Consider the following 20,209-nt stretch of genomic DNA (forward strand, 5'->3'; position numbering starts at 1 on the left):
ATGGCGTAACCACTATGCAGCTTCAGCCTGTTCCACTTTTAACTGCAGGAGGAACTGGTAGAGGTCGTCAATGGTGCGTATCGACCTGAGCGCTTCTTCATCTGTAAGCTTCATGCCAAACTCTTTCTCCAGCACCACCACCATATCAACGGCGTCCAGGCTATCCAGACCAAGATCTTCATAAAGCGTCGCCTCAGGTATCATCTCGGCAGCATCCAACTCAAACTCTTCCGCCAAGACCTCAATCATACGCCGGCGAATATTTTCATCCTTCATTACACGTCCATTTTTCTGATCGCCAGGGAAGTGTTAACCCCTCCCAGAGCGAAATTATTCTTCAATATTGCAGTAATCTTTGCCTTCCGTTTCTCCATTTGCAGGTTGGCACCCAGGCAACGGGGATCAACCTCCTGGAGATTTCTGGTGGGAATGACATCCTGCCGTTCAAGCATTGCCAAAACCCCAATCAATTCGAGCGCGCCAGCGGCGCCCAGGGTATGTCCAAGATGTCCCTTGAAGGAGCTGACCGGTGTTTCTCCATCAACCACCGCCGCAATGGCAGTAGCCTCCGCGATATCACCAAGCTCTGTGCCCGTGGCATGCGCATTGACATAATCAATGTCTTTTGCAGTGAGCCCACCCTCCTCCATAGCCCTGGACATGGCCCGCATCATCGAGTTCTTGTCCGGGTTCGCGATATGCCGGCTGTCATTGACATTACCGAAGCCCACGATCTCGCCATAGATTTTTGCTCCGCGGGCCTTCGCCGAGGTATAACTCTCCAACACGAGAATGCCTGCGCCACCACCACACACGACGCCGTCACGGGCCTGGTCAAAAGGCCGGCAGGCACCCTCCGGATTGTCGTTGTTCAGGGATGCAGCACGCAATAAATCAAAGACACCCGTTACCGATGAGTGTGCCTCCTCTGCACCACCACAAAGCATCACCTCCTGACGACCAGCCTGAATGAGCATATAGCCAAGGCCGATAGCCTGGGATGAAGAGGTGCAGGCGCTGACGGGAGCCCACTGCTCACCCGTGATTCCCAATGCCAGGCAGACATTGGCTGCACAACTGTGCCCCATCATGGTGAAAAACTCTCCGGACTTAATCTCGCTGAACACTCGATCCGGCAAATATTTACTGTAAAATGCCTCATACATGGACGGGCTGCCGGTGGTGGAGCCAATGGCAACACCGGTTTCCCCGCCCTGAACGACATCTTCTGTCAGCCCCGCATCTCCAATCGCCTCTTTGGTGGCAAGCGCTGCATAAATTGCCATCTGTCCCATGGATCTGCGCACTGCCCGGGGCAGCAGCTTTTTACAGTCAAATTCCGGGACAGGAGCCGCAATCCGACTGTTCATGCCGGTAATCGAATCCCATTCCGGCATAGCCCGCACTGCGGAGTTACCAGCCCATATATTTTCAATCAGTTTATCTACCCCAAGCCCAAAGGGCGAAACAGCCCCTCTGCCTGTGATAACTACTCTGTTCAGACTCACCTTGTCACCTTCCCCCATAGATCTTCCAGCCCCAGTATCTCCCCGGCACCCACAAGCCCGGAAATCGATGCTCCCACCACTCCAGTCATCAATGTTGATTGACCACTCAGATAAAGACCAGGCACACGGGTACGCACATCCGGTGTAAACTGATTCAGGCAATGCATCGCGCCATAGGCGCAACCCTCAGGGGCTGCCAATTCATCCCTGAATGTCAGCGGCGACCCGGTGGCAAGCTGTTCCACCTTCCCGCAGACATGCCCCCAGCGTTTCTCGGCGGCACGAACCATTTCATCCGCAACCCTTGTCTTCATTTCCTGGTAAGCCCGTGGTCTCTCTCCTTGCGAACTTGCAGCAAATTGCTCGACATCCTGCCAATAACCCAGACGGAGCAAAATGGCGCCATGGGGATCTGCCTCTGACATATCTGCGCTACCGGACCGGGAGCCCGCGCCGGCCATCATCATCGCTCTTTCACCGGTAGGTGTTGCGGAAAACTGTGGCAGCGGATCACCATTTTCGGGCAACAGGTAATAGTTGAGGGCACCGGTTGTGTAATCGATCGCTTTTTCCGTTTTGCAAAATACCGCAAACATCGACAGGCTGTTGGTTAAGGCTTTTAAGCGCTTCCTGTATGCCGGTCTGAAAACATTTTCCGGCACCATATCGATAACCGCTGAAGGATGCCCTGTAAATATCAACTGGTTACACTGTATTCTTTCTCCATCGGCAAGGTTGACACCGGCAACTTTTCCCTGTTCCAGGTGAATAGAGACGACCTCCCTGCCGGAGAACATTTCCACCCCCTGCCTCTTCAAAGCCGCCGCAAAGCCATCGACAATTGTCTGGCCTCCGCCGCCGATGGTATACGCACCGGAATAATAGCCATGCGCCACTAAGGAGTGAACTTCCAACGAAGCCTGGCCAACCGGTACGCCATAAAGAAAGGCAGGAGCAGTCAAAACGGTTTTCAACCGCTGGTCGTTGGTAATTGAATTGAGAAATTCGGCGAGAGATTCCGGGCGTGATTTGTATCCCCGCAAAAAAGGCGTGAGGGGAAGCTCCGGATTATAAAAAGGAATCCCCGAACACTTTTCTTGTACAGAGCTGAGATAGGTTGTTATTGCATCTTTTTCTGCAGGGAAGTGAGACTGTAGTTCTTCAGCCAGTCGCTGGTAGGAGAAGTAGCCACGTACAGGTTGTTTACTGTCGAAAAACTCATAACTGTCATGACCATCTTTTGAAGCAGGCACGACTTGCAGGGCGGGAAGCACCTCACAATAGCGCCAGAGCAAATCAAGGATTTCTCCCTCACCCAGGCAACCTGTGTAGTGAAAACCGACATCAAAACCTATTTTTTTTCGCCGGAACTGGCGAATTGCACCACCGAACTGCCTCTGTCGCTCAAGAACCAGAACATCTTTGCCATTCTTGGCCAACAAGGTGGCGGCTGTCAATCCCGCTATGCCGCTTCCGACAACAACAACATCACATTTCACCTTCTCACCCTACAACAAAACACAAAACCGCCCCCTCAACCCACAGAAAACATTAATATCTTCCAGTGCTTGCTATCACATGCTACAATATCTTCCTGTTATTGTTAACAACAATCACAGGTAAATGACCAATTCATTCTCAACGCGTTATATAGACCATTTCAACGGGATATGCATTATCGAAGAACAAGTATTTGATATGGCGCTCTTACGAGTTCCCGACCAAGGCAGGTAATTCGCCACATCCACAAAAGATTTCAGGCCCTTAATTATGCGCAAAATTATAATTATTTTTTTGGCAACTCTCGCGTCAATACTATCCGGCCCTGGTGTTAAACAGGTAAAAGCATTTGACCTTGCCTCCCCTGAACGAGTAGGAATAGCAATGACAGCCGGTGCAAGTTACCACCCTGCCCCGACATTTGAGTTCGTGCAGCTCAGCGGCCTTGCTCTCTATGATTACAAACAGATTTTTCCCCATCAGGCACCGGACCAACTCAAATTCAAGCTCGAAACGAACATCGGGGCAGCAGATTTTTCCGGCCTTCGCCTCATGGCTTCTCTGAACTTTTACGCAGTCTATTATTTAGAAAAATTTCAGACCAATAAGCTGCGACCATATATTGAAGGCGGTGCCGGAATCATCTATAGTGATTTTCAGGTTGAAGACCAGGGGCTCAGGATAAATTTCAATCCCCAGGCCGGTATTGGCGTCGAGATCTCAGGCGATGACGGGCGAACATTCTTTGGAGCGCTGCACGCCACTCACATTTCAAATGGCGGACTGCACAGTGACAATGCAGGGATAAATGGCTTACTTTTCCAATTCGGTTATCTATTTTAACTATCCACATAATCTGGGTGGCAGTTTTCTACTTCAAAACTCCAACGAACGACGTACTTCATTCATCGGTAATCTTAAATGTATCAGGACAAAATGAAAACGATCACATCCATATTTTCTGCTCTTTGCATAACCTTTCTCTTTCTTGCTCCTCTTCATGCCCAAACTGACAGGAGTTCTGAAATAGCTCAGCAGATGGCATCACTTGATTGCCCTGCTACCAATCAACGCATCAAGGCTGCAAAAATCATAGCCCGCTCGGGATTTGACAATGAAGCACTTTATCAGAAGATCGCCCGGATTCTTGAAGCCGGTTATACCCAGAATGGTGGCAGTAAACACATCGATGAAATGGCATGGATGTGCAAAGCACTCGCGGCTTCAGGCGATATCCGCTACACAGATCTGCTCACCGAAGTCGCCCGGAACAGCCCGAACAGAAAACTTCAGGGCTATGCCAAAAAGAGCGTTGCTCAGATTGGGAATTATGCCAAGCGCAAAGAAGTAATGGGATCGGATTATTCCTGGAACAAAAAGCTTACCGACGAAGAAAACCGCCTGGTCTCAATGCTTCGTTCAGGCGATCACAAGATCATGCGCGATGCTGCAAAAATCATCTATCGCGTGCAGCTGCTCAGCTCCCCGGTCTACCAGGAAGTTGCACAGGCCATCAGTTCCATGCAATCCACTATCGGCAGTAGCCGGATACACTCCGACACTTTGGCCTGGCTCTGTAAAGCGCTGTCCACTTCCGGTGATGCCAAATACGCCAAGGTGCTTCAGGGTGTTATCGACAACTCTCACAACTCCTCACTGACCAATCACGCGCAGAAGTCTCTTGCCAACCTGAGGCCCTAAACATCAGCCAGCCATGCAGGAAAAAGGAAAATCGTAATTGCGTGCATGGCTGGTGATCTGTCTATTTACCGGGGTTCCTGTAATCAGCCATCACGGCAGAGTTGCCTGAAATGCTATTTAGTTTCCGCAATACGTTTGTTCGTTCTGGCAAAACGCAGAAAAGACATCAGATTGCCAAGAAATCGCAGCCAGCTGTCCGGTGACTTCCATAACATGGTTACATACCCCCAAATGACCCGGGCACGCTGAAAATGTGACCGGTAAAAATCAATAAACAGCTCATCCAGCCTCTCGGCAGTCATCCCTTTCGGCACGAACCGGAACTGCATACAGTCCATCTCCCGCCAATCTTCATCGAAGGTACCCAACATTTCCCCGCCTTCCCCTTTTATCCCATCGTAGATGGGCGAGCCTGGAAATGGTGTGAATTTTGCCAGGTTGAAATCATCGAGATTGAGGGAATGCACATATTCTTTACTTTTTTCGATGCTCTTTTCTGTCTCACCGGGTAACCCCATCATTAACAACCCCTTCACCCTGATACCGGCCGACTGGATCATGTGCACTTTCTCTTTCAACATCTCCAGGTCAGGATTCTGCCGATGCATGGCAAGTAAATCCGGGTCACCGGTTTCAATACCGAGGCTGATCATCCAGCATCCCGCCTTTTTCATGAGTTGCAGCAACTCCGGATCAAGATGCTCTGCTCTCGCCGCACAGTTGAAAGTGATACCGAGCGGCTGGGCGATAATCAACTCACAGAACTCGGCAACCCTTTTCCGGTTAAAGGTAAATTGGTCATCGTAGAAATTCAGATGTTTCAAACTGTAGGTCTCTTTCAAGTACTTCATATGTCGATAGAGGTAATCGGCAGAATTATACCTGAATGTCCGTTTAAAAACCGAACGGTCACAATAACTGCAGGCATATGGGCAACCTCGACTGGACAGGCAGCTGCCATTCGGCACTTTGGGGTAATTGAATATAGGCAGACTGTAGGCGTCGGGATAACCGGCAAGTTTATGGTATGCCGGAAACGGCAGCTTATCCAGATCCAGCAACTGCTTACGGCGCCCTGACCAGCACACCTCCCCTTGTACATCTTTATAAACGAGACCTTCTATGAGCTTTGGAGTTGCCGGTGACTGTAACAATTCACTCAGAGTTTCTTCACCCTCACCAACAACCAGATAATCTATCACTGGATAGTCAAGCAGCACCCGCTCTTTGAGTGCTGAAACGTGAACGCCTCCAAAAACGACTTTTACTTCCGGCAACACCTCTTTCGCCATTCTTGCCAGACGTTCTCCATCCAGAAAATTTGCAGTGGTGCATGAAAAACCGATAAAAGCTGGTTTATGGACTCGAAGATAATCCTGTATCAACTGCTCGGATTGGGGATGGGCATAACAGTCGATAATATCATTATCAAAGCCTTGTTCTGTCAGGTAGGCTGAAATCGAGGCCAGGCCCAGAGGCGGCATTATATTGGCAAGCCGTGACACATCTCCTGCGGCCTTGCTGCTGCTGTAACCAAGGGGATGAACAAGAAGAATGACTTTATTTTTTGTTGTCTGCATGCTTACACCTGTGAAAGCTACTCTATATTGAAAACGACCTAACTGGTACCAGACCGACAATGCGGTGTACATTTCAAAAGATTGAGAGTGTACCCCCGTAAATCCGATTTGTCGATGAGGAGCATAGGATAAATATCAGAATCCTCCGAAGAATATCGCTTGAAAATATCTACTTACCTCTAATCATCAGCTTGAAAATGTGAGTAAATAGACGAGATGTGTGAGGTGTGACCGACTCTCAAGTGATCACTCACTGAAATCATTATGTAATCTGCTTAGAGATAAGGGCTTTTCAGCTTTAAGTTGTTACTCTTATCACCTTGCCCCTCACGCCTCACTGCTTGAAGCTGAGCTTTAGTGGTAAGCAGATAAAAAATAAGGGCCGCAGTTTACACTGCAGCCCCTATTCAACTGTTCAACTTCGTTATCGATACCAGAATATTACTGACTACATTCCGGATGTGCGAAAGGATTGGTATCCACAAAATCGGTGGCGTTCGAATCACAGGGGCTGATACCGCCACGTTCTTCCTGTCTGCTGAAACTGTGGCAGAACAGACAATCCATCCCTACTCCTTTGTCGACATGGTTGTGCATTCCTGGATGATCCGACTTGAGATTTTTCTCGCGGTGACACTGTGAACAGATCTGAGCCTTTGGTCCTTTCAGCGCATAACCGAGATTATCAAGTTCACTGAAAGTGGCCAGATCGAGATCACCATGGCACTTGGCACAATCTACATTGGCCGCAGGAGCGATACCGTGATTGAGCAGCTGGTAGGTATCGGTGGTTACCCACTCGACCGGCTCAGTCGACGGGTATCCCATGTTCACCAGACCGGACTGCACCGCCTGATCAACATCACCACTGCCTGCCAGATATTCATAAGTATCCAAAGCGACCAGTTTGCTGTCGCTGCTGACCATTGGCTGAACTCCGGTTTTATACTTAAAAGGGTAGAGTTTGCCGTCATTGATATCGCCAATTGGGCGAGAGGTCGGGTATGCCCCGGTCTCCGGGTCAATTACCGCTACATCCCCAAGCAGATAGTTGTCACTCAACCGATTCCAGAATTTATATACCGGCGACAAGTCTTCCCCGATAGTCAGCTCCGGATGTCCGGGACCATTGGTGCCATCCGCCGGGGTACCGTCATGGCTGTAACGCCAGTCTCTGTTGAGTTCAGTGGCCACTTTCGCATAATGATCAATATGACAGGACTGGCAGGCAACTTTGCTCACGTGCCGATCTGCATCGGTACGGTTGGCACCTGCCGCGGCATGTCCGCCATCTACATCAAAGCCGGCATGGCAGGTAACGCACTTCACCTCGCTGCCACGGGCCAGGTCATCTGTCGGACGCAGGTCCGAACCGCGACCAATAGTTTTATGGTTCTGGAATACATGACACGACTGACATTTCAGGTCTGAAGCCATGACATTCATATGAACATCAAAGTTTGGATCGCTGTTATTGTCGGTACCTTCCAACAGGGTAGCTCCATGCAGATCGGTGCCGGACATGGAAAGATCGCCGCGCTTGACCGCATTGCCACCGCCTGCAAAGGCATGACACTTCAGGCAGTTCTTCCTGGTGGGCGCATTAATATTTTGGGTGTAACCATCAAGAACCTGAAGCTCTTCAGCAGTCGGATTCTCCACTCCAGCCAGACTCGGGGCCATGGAGCCGTCGGCAAGACGAGTTCTTGCCATGGCATAATCCTCATTGTGGCACGCCAGACAGTCGATGTTGGTCTTATCCGCCTGGGGGTCATCCGGTCTCTTTCCGCGCCCTACGTGGCATTTACCGCAGACCGGCCAGTCTCCGAGGATATTGATACAGTAGCTATTCACAGAATTGGTCAGCTTGCCCTGCAAGGTGCCATTCTGATTAGCCATCTCCGTGGTATCTCCAACCCACCAGTAATGGGTTGAATCTGCCATTTCGTTGAACTGCTGATCATGACAACTCAGACAGTCCAGCGGGTAATTCTGCCAGGTGTTAGAAGCATGCGGGTTTGTGCCACACGCAGGATCAGCCGTGTCGGTCAGGCCATCACAGTTGTCATCCACCCCATTATCACAAACTTCGCTCGCGCCCGGATTGATGCTTGCAAGGGTATCGTTACAATCTTCCTGGGTATAGCTACAGCTCGGATCAGCAGGAAAACCATAGCCGTCTCCATCAGCATCAGAACAGACCCCGGCTGTACAAGTGGGATCAGCGCTGTCGATGAGACCATCGCAATTATTGTCTAACCCATCGGTGCAAATTTCCGCAGCACCAGGATAAATCAGAGCATTATTGTCATTGCAATCACTCCTTTCAGTAACCCCGTCACCATCGTTATCCACCGGTTTTGCCGCCATTACTGCTGCTCCTGACAAGGCTGTGATCACGAGCACTAGCGCAGAACACAAAATGAACTTTCGCATGCTTCCACTCCTCCTTCGTATCGGTTGTAATGTAGAAAGGCACTCAGAAATCCCTCCAATTTCCGAATTACCTAATTTTACTAAATTACATAATTCTTATCCGCACACTAGCCGTCTTCCTTCCCAGATGCAATATAAAATAACAGGTACAATTGTAGGGACTTCGGCTGATATCTTAGCTATTGCGCGCAAATCCTTTACAGACGGGTGTGGTACTGAAATTGCCGCTATGTGAAAGAAGAAAAAAAGTTCAAGTAATGATTATCAACAAAAGAAAGAAGCCAGGCAGAAACAGAAGGGATAAGCAGCAAACCAGAGTCTGGTAAAAAGAGAATGCCCCCGGCACTGCTACCGGGGGCATTGGGGGAACATGAATTGAAAATGGTATTAAACCGCTGAGGCTACCTCCTCGGCCCACTCTTCTATCTCTGAGTGAACATCTTCCGGATCTCCGTCAATGCGAAGAGGCTCATTCACCACCTTTGCCTCAAGTTTTTCCATGAGTGACTCGAGTGCATCCACCGCACCGCAGAAATACTCATAGCTGGAGTCGCCACAGCCAAAGAGTGCCACCTTCTTAGTCGACAGCTCTGCCGACTTCATCTCTTCAAAAAACGGCTCAAAATCCTCCTGAAACTCGATCTCTTCCATTCCCCAGGTCGAAGCCCCGAGTACAGTAAGATCGTAGCCATTGCCAAGTTCAGCCACCTTGGTGTCGACAACATTTTTAACAGTTACCTCGACACCTTTCTCGCCGAGAACTTCACTTATTTTACCCGCCACCATCTCTGTATTTCCGGTCGTTGAACCATAAACCACTAAAGCGCGTGCCATTTTTCTACTCCTAAAGGGTAATATTATGGAAATCTAATTGCTGATACCGACACGTTTGCCCGCAGGCAATGCCGGCTTCAGCACAAAGTCATTGCAACCTGTTTTTGCAGCTGCAATTGGCACAATTCCCACCGCAGCGATGCCCTGTTTTTCTCGCTTTAGGTACTATTACTCGTCCTTCATCATGGCAGATATCCTTTCCCGTCTCTCCCATCAGGTAAATACTTTTTCTCGGCAATCCCAATGTGCCAACCATTTCATTGAACATCTCCCTGGAGTCAGGCGAGACCTGTGTTATCAACTTGGTATGAATGAAAATATTGCCTTTTCCACGATATGAGTTGCTCATCATAGCGGCCATTATCTCAGCAGTTTTTACACAAAATTGACCGTGCGGCCTGACATGGAGATTTCCATTACGTTCTTCTAACCTGACATTTCTATTAGTGATCATGCTATTAGTCCTGTTCGTATTTATAAATCTTAAAAGTCATACTTGAATCATCCCCAACCCTCTTGCGAGTGAAGAGAGCCCCGAACTCCTCATAATGACGAATTTTTTTTGGTATTTTTTACACTCTTTCTTTACCCGGCTACAGGCATCGTGACTTATACAATCGACCGGGCATAAAACAGCGTCCGCGCCATTGAGCATCTTCGGCAGAAGCTGACGTGAATTTTCCCGACCACCGTCATGATGGAGGAAATTACCACCCCTGTTTTCCACCATTTCCCGATAGTGGCAGATCATATTGTGGCGACCACCAACATAGAGTATCGTTTTCCCGCACAGATCCGGCCCTATACATTGGCCTGCAGAAAAGTCACCACAATCGTCACATGGAGATACTGCCGTACCATCACTTCTCAGCATTGCTTCAATGGTAGCGAGTTCCGCTTTCAGGCTGTGATTCTCAAGCGTGAGTTCCTTGAGATTCTTCAGCTGGTCACCTGCCTCTTTCTCGCTTTTGTCAGCCTGCTGTTCAAGGCCCTTACATTCACCTAAGATCTGAGCGTTTTCAGCTTTCAGATCATCATTTTGTGATTTCAGGCGCTCCAACTCATTGCGCAGTTTTGTTAATGCTTGCGGAACATTTTGACTGATCTCTTTCTGCAGGAGACTGTTCACAGCAGCCAGATCGCTCATTTCCCGCTTCAACGCTTCCATTTCACTCCGCTCAAGCTGCAATTGAACGGCGGTCTCTTCTCTGAGCTTGCTCTCATCTGCAAAAACTCGCTGCTTCAAAGCTGCCTGTTCTTTCATTTTGAGCAATTTTGAACGCAGGTCCTGCACCTTTCTGTTACGTTGGAGCTGGGAGGAAAATGTCTCGAAACTGATCATATGAGAGTCACCATAGACCCGATCAAGTAAGCGGGAACTACAGACGCCACTGGTCATAATCGCCCAATATGCTCCGGCAACCCTGCCTGCCCGCTGATCTTCTTCCCATTGGGCCCTTATTGCCTCATCATCACTGCAACTGCTGTAGCGCCGGACCGCCTGGCTGTATTTATGGTCCAGCATTTTATGAAGCACCCTGGATTGAGTTGAACGCAGAGACGCTATCCCGGTAAGATGTTGGTGAATCTCAAAATCATTTGCTTTGCTGCTTATCCCATACGATTTTCTCTGGGAAAAGGCTCGCAGATCGTTGCGGCTTAAACAGATTCCAATCAGCGAACAGTGATACCGCTGCTCCAGCTGCCACAACTTTTTCCGGACACTCCGTCCATTGCAACTTTTAGACTCTTCCACCAACTCAATGTCACCCTTCATCACCGCACCTTGTTAGCTAACCCTAACTCTTGCTCCAAAAAAAATGACAGCTCAACCTGCTGCCACCATAAACAATTTCCAATCATGCAGATGATGAACGAAAGATGTTTCGATCAGATCCGACTGATCAGGCAATCTACTCAATTCAGAATCCAAGGTCAAAGATTTTATTAGGCTCCCTTAACTTTCCCTGACCTACAAAAGAAATATTCCTGGTCTAATATTTTTTTAAAAACGGTAATTCGACAATATAGAGAGAATTCCAGAAAGTTTATCCGAAAAACTAAAATTCCATTAACCCGCTGTTAACCCCCCATGCTGTATGGTCCCCAGACTTAATCAACAAAATGGGAAATTCTCTCATTATTTCAAGCTAGAAAAGGACAGGAGCAGAACGAGCTGGGATTCTCAATCTTAAGCATCTCCGAATCACGTTAAGGATTCACCCAGGATACAATTTACTATCATGGAGCTTTTAATGAAACGTCAGTACCTCAAGCCTACTTCCATCGGAGTGGTCATGCTGCTCTTACTTCCCCTGCTGCTCAGTGGATGCAAAGAAAGCGAGCAAACCAAAGCCAGTGCGCCGGCAATGCCGCCACCTGCGATCGACATCGCCACTGTAACAACTCAGCCCTATACCTCGACCGTTGAACTTCCCGGTAGAATCTCTCCAGTACGTGTGGCAGATGTTCGTGCCCGCGTTGCCGGCATCGTCTTGAGCCGTAACTTTGAAGAAGGTGCAGACGTTGAAAAAGGACAGATCCTTTTCGAGATAGACCCGGCACCTTTTGAAGCGGCCCTGGCCCAGGCAAGAGCTAGTCTTGCACAGGCCGAAGCAAGCTTTTTCCAGGCACAGGCTGAGTATAATCGCTCTGAACCGTTGAACAAAATCGGCGCCATCAGCCCACAGGAATTTGATGCAGCGACCGCAAACCTGAAAGCTGCCCAAGCTGCAAAAAAATCTGCCCTGGCCCAGATTAAGACCGCCGAGCTCAACCTTGGTTACGCCACCGTAGTGGCACCTATCTCCGGCCGCATCGGACGTGCACTGGTTACAGAGGGTGCCCTTGTCGGACAGGGTGAAGCTACAGCTATGGCAAAGATTCAGCAACTTGACCCCATCTATGCCGACTTCACCCAGCCGCTTTCCGACTATCTGCGCATGAAGTCTACCCGTACCGATAATGACGCACCTGTTTCCATTAATCTGGATGAAATTGACTATACCCAGGAAGGTCGTTTCCTTTTCTCCGATGTAAATGTAGACCGCACCACCAGTCAGGTGAGCCTGAGAGGCGAATTTGCGAACCCTCAAGGTCTGCTACTCCCAAACATGTTCGTTCAGGTCACTGTGGAGATTGAGTCCTTTCCCGAGGCAGTTTTCATCCCTCAAAGAGCTGTAACCCTTACCAGTGCAGGAAATGCCACAGTATTTGTTGTTGATGCACAGGGCGTTACGACTGTGAGAGAGATAGTTACCGGCAAAATGAAAGGCAGTGAGTGGCAGATTGTCGAAGGCCTCAACGCCGGCGACCAGGTCATTGTTAACGGTGTAGACAAAATCCGCCCCGGTATGCAGCTGGACATCTCCGCTATGACCAATCAGAGCACCAGTCAAATCGCCAAAAAGTAAGCAGGAGAAACGATGTCTAGGTTTTTTATCGAAAGACCCAAATTTGCATGGGTCGTCGCTATCTTTATCGCACTGGCTGGCCTTTTGGCTATTCCCAACCTGCCCGTTGAGCGATATCCACAGGTAGCTCCCCCCCAGATCAATGTTGGTGTTTTCTATCCCGGAGCTTCGGCTGAAACCCTGAATGATTCTGTTATCGGCCTTATCGAAGAGGAAATAAACGGTGCCGACGGCCTGCTTTATTTTGAATCTACCAGTAACTCCAATGGCTCTGGTGAAATCACCATTACCTTCGAGCCCGGTACTGACGCGGACATGGCTCAGGTTGATATCCAGAACCGCATCCGCCGGGCTGAACCCCGGCTGCCGGAAGTGGTCCGAAATCAGGGCATTGATGTAGACAAGGCCAGTGCCGGCTTTCTCATGGTTTATGCCCTGAATTACCATGAAGGTGCTCAAGACACCAATGTTCAGCGACTCGCCGATTACGCTTCCCGAAATATCAACAACGATATCAGACGAATTCCCGGTGTCGGCCGCGTGCAGTTTTTTACCAGCGAAAGTGCCATGCGTGTCTGGCTTGATCCTCAGAAACTGATAAGCTACAACCTTTCAGTGAGTGATATCAGCCAGGCCATTGCCTCACAGAATATTCAGGTTCCCGCCGGTAGTTTCGGTGACAGACCAAGCCCCACCAGCCAGGAACTGACTGCCACCCTCATGGTCGACGGAACCATGATCACCCCGGAAGAATTTGGTAATATTGTACTGATCTCCAAAGATGACGGTTCTGCCGTTCATCTTCGTGATGTCTCCCGAATCGAGATCGGACCGGAATCGTATAATATATCTTCCCGGGTGAACAGTATCGGCGGTGCAGTTGCTGCCGTCCAGCTTGCTCCGGGGGCCAACGCCATCGCCACAGCTGACGCTGTTAAAGATCGGCTTGAAGAGCTTTCACGAAATTTTCCGGATGATATCCAATATTCTATTCCTTACGACACCTCCAAATTCGTCAAAGTTGCCATCGAAAAAGTAATATACACCCTGCTGGAAGCCGTGTTGCTGGTATTCCTGGTGATGTTTCTTTTTCTGCAAAACTTTCGCTACACGATTATTCCCACCATCGTTGTACCGATCTGCCTGCTTGGTACCTTCGCCCTGATGGAAGTGCTCGGCTTCTCAATCAACATGATGACCATGTTCGGCATGGTTCTGGCCATCGGTATTCTGGTTGATGATGCCATCGTTGTTGTCGAGAACGTTGAACGCATTATGGCTGAAGAGGGACTCTCACCCAGAGAGGCCACCATTAAAGCCATGAAACAGATTTCCGGCGCCATTGTAGGTATCACCCTGGTACTTTCCGCCGTGTTCTTCCCGCTGGCATTTATGGACGGATCGGTTGGTGTTATTTACCGTCAGTTCTCCGTATCGCTCGCGATCTCAATCATTTTCTCCGGTTTTCTTGCTCTGTCCCTCACTCCCGCGCTTTGTGCCACCATGCTCAAACCGATTTCCGGAAATCATGGTGAGGAGAAGAGAGGCTTTTTCGGGATGTTCAACCGCTCCTTCAACAGGTTGACCAATGGTTATGTGGGACTGACCAACGGCCTCGTCCGTAGAACCGGCCGGGTCATGATTATCTATGCAGTAATCCTCGGTGCCCTCGGCTATACCTATCTCCGAATGCCGGAATCATTCGTTCCGGATGAGGATCAGGGTCTTGCGTTGGTCAATGTCCAGCTCCCCGCCGGTGCGACCTACAACCGTACCCTCGACGTGATGGAAAATGTCGAGAATTTCTTCCTCTCGCAACCAGAAGTACTGAATATCGTTTCAATTAATGGCTTCAGTTTCTCCGGACAGGGCCAGAATGCAGGTCTCGCCTTCGTTGAATTGAAGGATTGGTCTGAAAGAAGCAAGGAGGAATCGGTCGCAAACCTTATTGCCAAGGCCAATGGTTATTTCTTTACCACCAATAAGGACGGTATGGTCTTCTCTGTGAATCCACCGGCCGTAGATGGTCTTGGTGCCATGGGCGGTTTTTCACTTCGCGTACTTGATTACAACGGCACCGACCGGGCCGAATTCAGATCTACGCTGAATACCCTGCTGCAGGAAGCAAACAGTTCATCCGTTGTCCGTCAGAGCCGAATCGAAGGATTACCGGACGCTCCTCAGCTCCGCCTCGACATTGACCGTCAAAAAGCAGAAGTGCTTGGAGTTGATTTCAGTACAATTCGTACTGTGTTATCAACCTCCTACGGTTCTGCAACGATTAACGAATTTGTTCGTAACGGCCGTGTTCAGCGTGTTGTGGTTCAGGCTGGCGGCGAGCACAGACTTACCCCGGAAAGCCTCGACCAGCTCTATGTGCAGAACAGGATGGGCGAGGACGTGCCTCTGAAATCATTTGTCAGCACTTCCTGGGAAACCGGCCCGGTCCAGTTTAACCGTTATAACGGCTTTGACGCCTTCAAGATTGCTGGCGATGCCCAGGTCGGCAGCAGTTCCGGTCAGGCAATGATCGAGATGGAACGTATCGTCGATCTGCTGCCGACCTGGGTTGGTTCGGAGTGGACAGGACTCTCCTATCAGGAGAAGCTGGCCGGGGACCAGGCAATGTACCTCTTTGCCCTGGCATTGCTGATCGTTTTCCTGCTGCTCGTTGCTCTTTACGAGAGCTGGTCTATCCCGTTCTCGGTTATGCTCATTGTTCCTATCGGCGCGATCGGTGCGGTTCTGGCAACCATGGTGCTGAATATGGAGAATGATGTCTACTTTAAGGTAGGTCTTATCACCATTATCGGCCTATCTGCTAAAAACGCCATTTTGATCGTTGAATTCGCAAAAGACCTCTACGCCCAGGGCCAAGGTTTGCTTGATGCGACAGTTACAGCCGCAAAGCTCCGCTTTCGCCCCATCATCATGACCTCCATGGCATTCACCCTGGGCGTTGTACCTCTGGCAACCTCTTCCGGAGCCGGTTCAGCAAGCCAGAGGGCGATCGGAACAGGTGTAATCGGTGGAATGACCAGTGCAACAATATTTGGCGTTTTCTTTATTCCGGTCCTGTTTGTCTTTGTACTCAAGGTATTCGGTATAGATCGCAAAAAGCAGCAGGCAATTGCCAACACAGAATCATCTCAGGCAACTCTGCCGGAGACGGAAACTGCAAAAGGAGCGGAATAACATGAAACGAACTCTCTTTAACAAGTCTGCTCTCGCAATCTCCGGACTCATGATGGCCGTGCTGGTTTCAGGCTGTTCCATGAAACCAGCCTATGAGCGCCCCGATTCCACTGCTCCCGCTGCCTGGCCGCAACAGACAGCGGCCTCGCAGAACCCTGGTGAAGGGGTTTCTATTTCCGTACTGGACTGGCAGGATTTCGTACTTGACACAGAATTGCGCCAACTGGTCGATAATGCACTGGAACATAACCATGATCTGCGTGAAGCTGTGTTGAACATCGAAGCAGCCAGGGCGCAATATCGAATCCAGCGCTCCGACCGGCTACCCGGTGTAGATGGGCAGGCGGGTTCCACCAGCCAGAGGATACCGGCAAGCCTCACAGATACAGGCGACTCCAGCACCATTACCACGTACCAGGTCGGCCTGGGCGTGACTGCCTATGAGCTTGATCTTTTCGGCCGGGTACGTGACCTCTCGGAAGCTGCTCTCGAAAGCTACTTTGCCACCGAGGAGGCGGCCCGCGCTACCAGGATAAGTCTTATTGCCGAGGTGATCCAGGCCTACATCAGCCGCGCTGGTGCCCAGGAGCGTCACGACCTGACCAAGCAGACTTTTGAGACCCGCTTGATATCCCTGGATATTATTTCCAAACAGCGTAAAGTCGGTTCAACTTCAGACCTCGATTACTTAGAGGCCAAGGGACTGGCCGAGCAGGCCCAGGCCGATCTTGAAGTGGCAGCCCGCGAACTTGCGCAGGCGGACAATGGTCTGGCACTCCTGACGGGGGTGCCGGTTGAACATCTCCCGAAACCCAAGGGAACCGATAACCGGATAATTCAGGAGCAACTTGCACCGGGTCTACCCTCCGAGCTGTTGACCAGACGTCCTGATATCCTTGCGGCTGAACACCGGCTTATTGCCAGTAACGCCAACATCGGTGCGGCACGGGCAGCATTTTACCCACGAATTACCCTCACCGGCGCATTCGGCACCGCCAGTAGCGACCTGTCTGATCTCTTTACTTCAGGTTCCACAGCCTGGCAGTTCATTCCGCAGTTGAACCTACCGATTTTCAACTACGGCAGCAACAAGGCCAACCTTGACCTGAGCAAGGTGCGTAACGAAATTTCAGTCGTGCAGTACGAAAAAACTATTGAAACTGCCTTCCGTGAAGTTGCAGATGCCCTGGTTGACCGGGAGACTTTTTCCCGGGAAGAAGACGCCCGTAAAGCTCTGGCCGAATCCTCAAGCCACTCGCTGCGATTGTCTGAGGCCAGGTATCGTCATGGTGTCGACAGCCATCTCAGGTATCTGGACGCTCAACGCAGAGATTTCAACAACCAGCTTGGCTTGATCCAGACCAGGACTCAAAGGCAGGTCGCTCTGGTCAACCTGTTCAGGGCACTGGGTGGAGGCTGGGATCCCAGCCACACCGAACCAGTGACCTCCATCGACTGAGCACTGGTCAGCCCTGATTTTACATCATTTCGGGGCCAGACATAGCACTCCAGGGCAGCGCCAGGGTTGAAACAGTCATCACCTGGTGCTGCCTTTTTCGCATAAACAAAGATCACCGCTGCGGAAGATAACATCATGACTTCAATCAAACATTCACACCTGCAGCGGTTTTACGATACACTATAACAAAATGGCAGGGTGACAGATGAGGTGATTGTCTGTTCCGACCTGTTCATTATTGGGTAATCAATGCTCCAGCCACCAGTGCAACAGGAGTCCCGGTTCATTCAGGAGAAATCCATGTCAATTTCCATCCTACTCGTGGAAGACGATATAGACCTTGCCGAGACAGTAGTCCAGTATCTTGAATACGAAGAGATCTTCGCCGACCACGCTTTCAACGGTGAGGCCGGCCTGAACCTTGCCCGTCAAAGCGACTATGATGTAATAGTACTTGATGTCATGCTTCCGAGGCTTGATGGTCTTTCCGTCTGCTCACGCCTCAGGGAGGACGGAATCGACGTACCGGTACTCATGCTCACTGCAAGGGGCACTTTAGAAGACAAACTCGCAGGATTCGAAGCCGGCACAGACGACTATCTTGCCAAACCATTCGAACTGGCCGAGCTTTCGGCCAGGATAAAGGTCCTTGCTAAACGCAGAAGCGGAGAAACCAAAAAACTCGTAGTTGGTGAGCTCACCATGGATCTCAATCGCCGGGAAGCATATCGGGGTGAAAAACTTCTAAAACTGACCCCTACCTGCTGGGAACTCCTTGAAGTTCTCATGCGCCGCTCCCCTGCTGTTGTCAGCCGCTCCAACCTGGAGGAAGCTCTCTGGGGAGATGATATACCAGAAAGCAACAGCCTCAAGGTGCACATGCACAAGCTCAGGCAACAGGTGGATGGAGGTTCCGATCTCCCAATGATTCAAACCGTACCAGGCCACGGCTTTGTCTTGAGGAACAATGAAAATTCATAGTATGCGCCGCCATATCACCCTGTACCTTTTGGGAATTACGGCGCTTATGACAGTGATTTACGGCATGCTGATGAATGCCTATCTCCTCAACGGACTGGAAGCTGCCGCCTCCTTTGAAATGAAATTTGCGGCAGCCCGCTTTGCCCAGGCATATCAGAAAGATCCCAAAACTCCTGCCCCCAGGACTCAGTTGATATATATTTACCTGGGGCGAGAAGAGCTTCCTGAGCACATCACGGAAATTTTCCCCAAAAAAAACTACAAGGATCAAAAGCTCTACATTGGCTACGAATTCCCTGATAGAGCTAAAGACAAAACCACCGATGCCTTTCTGTTCATGCCGTACGAACTTCATGACGGAAAACAGCTCTTCGTGATCAAACACTTCGATCAGGAAGCTATGCAACTTGTCGATCCTCCAGATATCAACACGCTTCGTTTCATGGCCATTCCTCTCGGCATATTTTGCGTACTAATCGTCTTCCTGGCCGTCCGGGCTATGCTCGACAAGCTGTATAAACCGATCAACAAGCTCACCACCTGGGCCGGCGGTTTAGATCCCGAAGGGCTGTCGCGCCCTCTGCCCAATTTCGGTTACCAGGAAGTAAATGAACTTGGCGCACTCCTCCACAGCTCCATGAAAGGGTTGGCAGACTCCCTGGCGAGGGAGCGGCATTTTGTGCGACACGCCAGCCATGAATTGCGCACACCGCTTGCTGTCATTCAATCCAATATAGAGTTACTGACCCGGATGCACCCCGAAATCAAAAAACCGGAAAGTATCCCTTTCGAGCGTATCCGCCGGGCCACTACCAACATGAATAAGACCACGGAAACCCTGCTATGGCTCTGCCTTGACGACAACCGGATACCTGAACCGGAGGCTGTTGCACTCGACGTGATGGCTCGGGACCTCATTTCCGAAAACCGATACCTGCTCGACGGCAAACAGGTCGATGTCGAACTCATCTTTGAACCAACCCAGGTGAGCACCATAGCCTACGGAGCACGTATCGCCATGGGGAACCTGATCCGCAATAGCTTTCAATATACGGCTGAAGGTACTGTAAGAATATCTGTAAAGAATAAATCAATTACTGTTACCAACATCAACCGTACGTCACATCATATTGACAATATCGGCAGTGACTACGGATACGGACTCGGCCTTATTCTGGTAGATCAGATAACTCAGAAAACCGGGTGGCAATACACCAATGAAGAGATCCCCGGAGGTCGTAGAGCAACAATAGTATTCTGCTGCGCCAGCAATGGTGGAAGTCATGACCACAATGATCTGATAATTCCTGGTTTCCGGAATACATTCGGGTAACAACTGGATGACTCGAATCCATCCGGATTAAGGGTCATCCAGTCGCCTGAGAATTTTGTACTTCCCTTTTTATTGCTCTGGCCCACAGCAATTGTGGCAGTCGAATTAGAACTGATTTTTTTTCTGTGGAGATCCATATCGTTCCTGCCAAAGCATTGCAGGATCGCAAAGCAGGTTCAATTTTCAGAATGAACCGGAATTTCTCACAACCATTTTCCAGCCGTACGCAGAATCTATTACCTGGTTACATGAACCTTTCAAACTGTTAC

General features: G+C 50.0%; 15 protein-coding genes. 7 read left to right on the top strand and 8 right to left on the bottom strand.

Annotated features, from left to right (window positions below):
* Window positions 1-12: 12 nt before the first annotated feature.
* Genes ACN5NT_RS13495 through ACN5NT_RS13505 form a run of 3 tightly spaced genes read right to left on the bottom strand, consistent with a single transcriptional unit; the run spans window position 13 to window position 3,007 of the window.
* Complete coding sequence (locus ACN5NT_RS13495) at window positions 13-276, bottom strand: acyl carrier protein (protein WP_136795699.1); 264 nt, start codon at window positions 274-276, stop codon at window positions 13-15.
* On the bottom strand, window positions 276-1,526 hold the full coding sequence (locus ACN5NT_RS13500) for a beta-ketoacyl-[acyl-carrier-protein] synthase family protein (protein ID WP_136795700.1): 1,251 nt from the start codon (window positions 1,524-1,526) through the stop codon (window positions 276-278). The genes ACN5NT_RS13495 and ACN5NT_RS13500 overlap by 1 nt, the downstream gene beginning before the upstream one ends.
* On the bottom strand, window positions 1,505-3,007 hold the full coding sequence (locus tag ACN5NT_RS13505; RefSeq protein WP_419175764.1) for a phytoene desaturase family protein: 1,503 nt from the start codon (window positions 3,005-3,007) through the stop codon (window positions 1,505-1,507). Before ACN5NT_RS13505 ends, ACN5NT_RS13500 begins: the two co-directional genes overlap by 22 nt.
* A 271-nt stretch (window positions 3,008-3,278) precedes the next feature.
* Here ACN5NT_RS13505 and ACN5NT_RS13510 point away from each other — a divergent pair, with 271 nt between their 5' ends.
* Both ACN5NT_RS13510 and ACN5NT_RS13515 read left to right on the top strand, forming a co-directional pair.
* The gene (locus ACN5NT_RS13510) at window positions 3,279-3,851 is read left to right on the top strand and encodes an acyloxyacyl hydrolase (protein ID WP_419175765.1); all 573 of its coding nucleotides are present in this window, start codon (window positions 3,279-3,281) and stop codon (window positions 3,849-3,851) included.
* Window positions 3,852-3,944: 93 nt separating this feature from the next.
* Entirely contained in the window at window positions 3,945-4,709 is a 765-nt protein-coding gene (locus tag ACN5NT_RS13515; protein WP_419175766.1) for a hypothetical protein, read from the top strand.
* A gap of 113 nt (window positions 4,710-4,822) precedes the next feature.
* Here ACN5NT_RS13515 and ACN5NT_RS13520 read toward each other — a convergent pair whose 3' ends face one another.
* The 5 genes from ACN5NT_RS13520 to ACN5NT_RS13540 all read right to left on the bottom strand — a co-directional run bounded on the left by ACN5NT_RS13520 (window position 4,823) and on the right by ACN5NT_RS13540 (window position 11,336).
* The gene (locus ACN5NT_RS13520; protein ID WP_419175767.1) at window positions 4,823-6,289 is read right to left on the bottom strand and encodes a B12-binding domain-containing radical SAM protein; all 1,467 of its coding nucleotides are present in this window, start codon (window positions 6,287-6,289) and stop codon (window positions 4,823-4,825) included.
* Between the two features lie 441 nt (window positions 6,290-6,730).
* A complete protein-coding gene (locus tag ACN5NT_RS13525) occupies window positions 6,731-8,725 on the bottom strand; it encodes a MopE-related protein (RefSeq protein WP_419175768.1) in 1,995 nt (664 codons plus the stop codon).
* Window positions 8,726-9,112: 387 nt separating this feature from the next.
* Window positions 9,113-9,559, bottom strand: coding sequence for a flavodoxin (locus tag ACN5NT_RS13530; RefSeq protein ID WP_419175769.1), 447 nt, complete (start codon window positions 9,557-9,559; stop codon window positions 9,113-9,115).
* Window positions 9,560-9,647: 88 nt separating this feature from the next.
* A complete protein-coding gene (locus tag ACN5NT_RS13535; protein ID WP_419175770.1) occupies window positions 9,648-10,013 on the bottom strand; it encodes a hypothetical protein in 366 nt (121 codons plus the stop codon).
* 36 nt (window positions 10,014-10,049) lie between these two features.
* Window positions 10,050-11,336, bottom strand: a complete 1,287-nt coding sequence (locus tag ACN5NT_RS13540; RefSeq protein ID WP_419175771.1) for a DUF2325 domain-containing protein — start codon at window positions 11,334-11,336, stop codon at window positions 10,050-10,052.
* Window positions 11,337-11,814: 478 nt separating this feature from the next.
* Here ACN5NT_RS13540 and ACN5NT_RS13545 point away from each other — a divergent pair, with 478 nt between their 5' ends.
* The 5 genes from ACN5NT_RS13545 (at window position 11,815) to ACN5NT_RS13565 (ending at window position 19,940) form a co-directional block, all read left to right on the top strand.
* Entirely contained in the window at window positions 11,815-12,972 is a 1,158-nt protein-coding gene (locus ACN5NT_RS13545) for an efflux RND transporter periplasmic adaptor subunit (RefSeq protein ID WP_419175772.1), read from the top strand.
* A 12-nt stretch (window positions 12,973-12,984) separates the two neighbouring features.
* Complete coding sequence (locus tag ACN5NT_RS13550) at window positions 12,985-16,167, top strand: multidrug efflux RND transporter permease subunit (protein ID WP_419175773.1); 3,183 nt, start codon at window positions 12,985-12,987, stop codon at window positions 16,165-16,167.
* A gap of 1 nt (window position 16,168) precedes the next feature.
* Window positions 16,169-17,626, top strand: a complete 1,458-nt coding sequence (locus tag ACN5NT_RS13555) for an efflux transporter outer membrane subunit (protein WP_419175774.1) — start codon at window positions 16,169-16,171, stop codon at window positions 17,624-17,626.
* Window positions 17,627-17,926: 300 nt separating this feature from the next.
* Entirely contained in the window at window positions 17,927-18,607 is a 681-nt protein-coding gene (locus ACN5NT_RS13560) for a response regulator transcription factor (protein ID WP_419175775.1), read from the top strand.
* Entirely contained in the window at window positions 18,594-19,940 is a 1,347-nt protein-coding gene (locus ACN5NT_RS13565; RefSeq protein WP_419175776.1) for a sensor histidine kinase, read from the top strand. The genes ACN5NT_RS13560 and ACN5NT_RS13565 overlap by 14 nt, the downstream gene beginning before the upstream one ends.
* The last annotated feature ends 269 nt before the right edge of the window (window positions 19,941-20,209 follow it).

It is taken from the genome of Desulfosediminicola sp., from assembly GCF_048381775.1.
Lineage (GTDB): Bacteria > Desulfobacterota > Desulfobulbia > Desulfobulbales > Desulfocapsaceae > Desulfopila > Desulfopila ganghwensis.

What these genes read in the sequence shown, in the direction of transcription:
- ACN5NT_RS13525 (WP_419175768.1), bottom strand. Translation starts at nt 8,725, where the DNA reads ATGCGAAAGTTCATTTTGTGTTCTGCGCTAGTGCTCGTGATCACAGCC.
- ACN5NT_RS13540 (WP_419175771.1), bottom strand. Translation starts at nt 11,336, where the DNA reads ATGAAGGGTGACATTGAGTTGGTGGAAGAGTCTAAAAGTTGCAATGGA.
- ACN5NT_RS13560 (WP_419175775.1), top strand. Translation starts at nt 17,927, where the DNA reads ATGTCAATTTCCATCCTACTCGTGGAAGACGATATAGACCTTGCCGAG.
- ACN5NT_RS13550 (WP_419175773.1), top strand. Translation starts at nt 12,985, where the DNA reads ATGTCTAGGTTTTTTATCGAAAGACCCAAATTTGCATGGGTCGTCGCT.
- ACN5NT_RS13515 (WP_419175766.1), top strand. Translation starts at nt 3,945, where the DNA reads ATGAAAACGATCACATCCATATTTTCTGCTCTTTGCATAACCTTTCTC.
- ACN5NT_RS13530 (WP_419175769.1), bottom strand. Translation starts at nt 9,559, where the DNA reads ATGGCACGCGCTTTAGTGGTTTATGGTTCAACGACCGGAAATACAGAG.
- ACN5NT_RS13500 (WP_136795700.1), bottom strand. Translation starts at nt 1,526, where the DNA reads ATGGGGGAAGGTGACAAGGTGAGTCTGAACAGAGTAGTTATCACAGGC.
- ACN5NT_RS13495 (WP_136795699.1), bottom strand. Translation starts at nt 276, where the DNA reads ATGAAGGATGAAAATATTCGCCGGCGTATGATTGAGGTCTTGGCGGAA.
- ACN5NT_RS13520 (WP_419175767.1), bottom strand. Translation starts at nt 6,289, where the DNA reads ATGCAGACAACAAAAAATAAAGTCATTCTTCTTGTTCATCCCCTTGGT.
- ACN5NT_RS13565 (WP_419175776.1), top strand. Translation starts at nt 18,594, where the DNA reads ATGAAAATTCATAGTATGCGCCGCCATATCACCCTGTACCTTTTGGGA.
- ACN5NT_RS13535 (WP_419175770.1), bottom strand. Translation starts at nt 10,013, where the DNA reads ATGATCACTAATAGAAATGTCAGGTTAGAAGAACGTAATGGAAATCTC.
- ACN5NT_RS13510 (WP_419175765.1), top strand. Translation starts at nt 3,279, where the DNA reads ATGCGCAAAATTATAATTATTTTTTTGGCAACTCTCGCGTCAATACTA.
- ACN5NT_RS13545 (WP_419175772.1), top strand. Translation starts at nt 11,815, where the DNA reads ATGAAACGTCAGTACCTCAAGCCTACTTCCATCGGAGTGGTCATGCTG.
- ACN5NT_RS13555 (WP_419175774.1), top strand. Translation starts at nt 16,169, where the DNA reads ATGAAACGAACTCTCTTTAACAAGTCTGCTCTCGCAATCTCCGGACTC.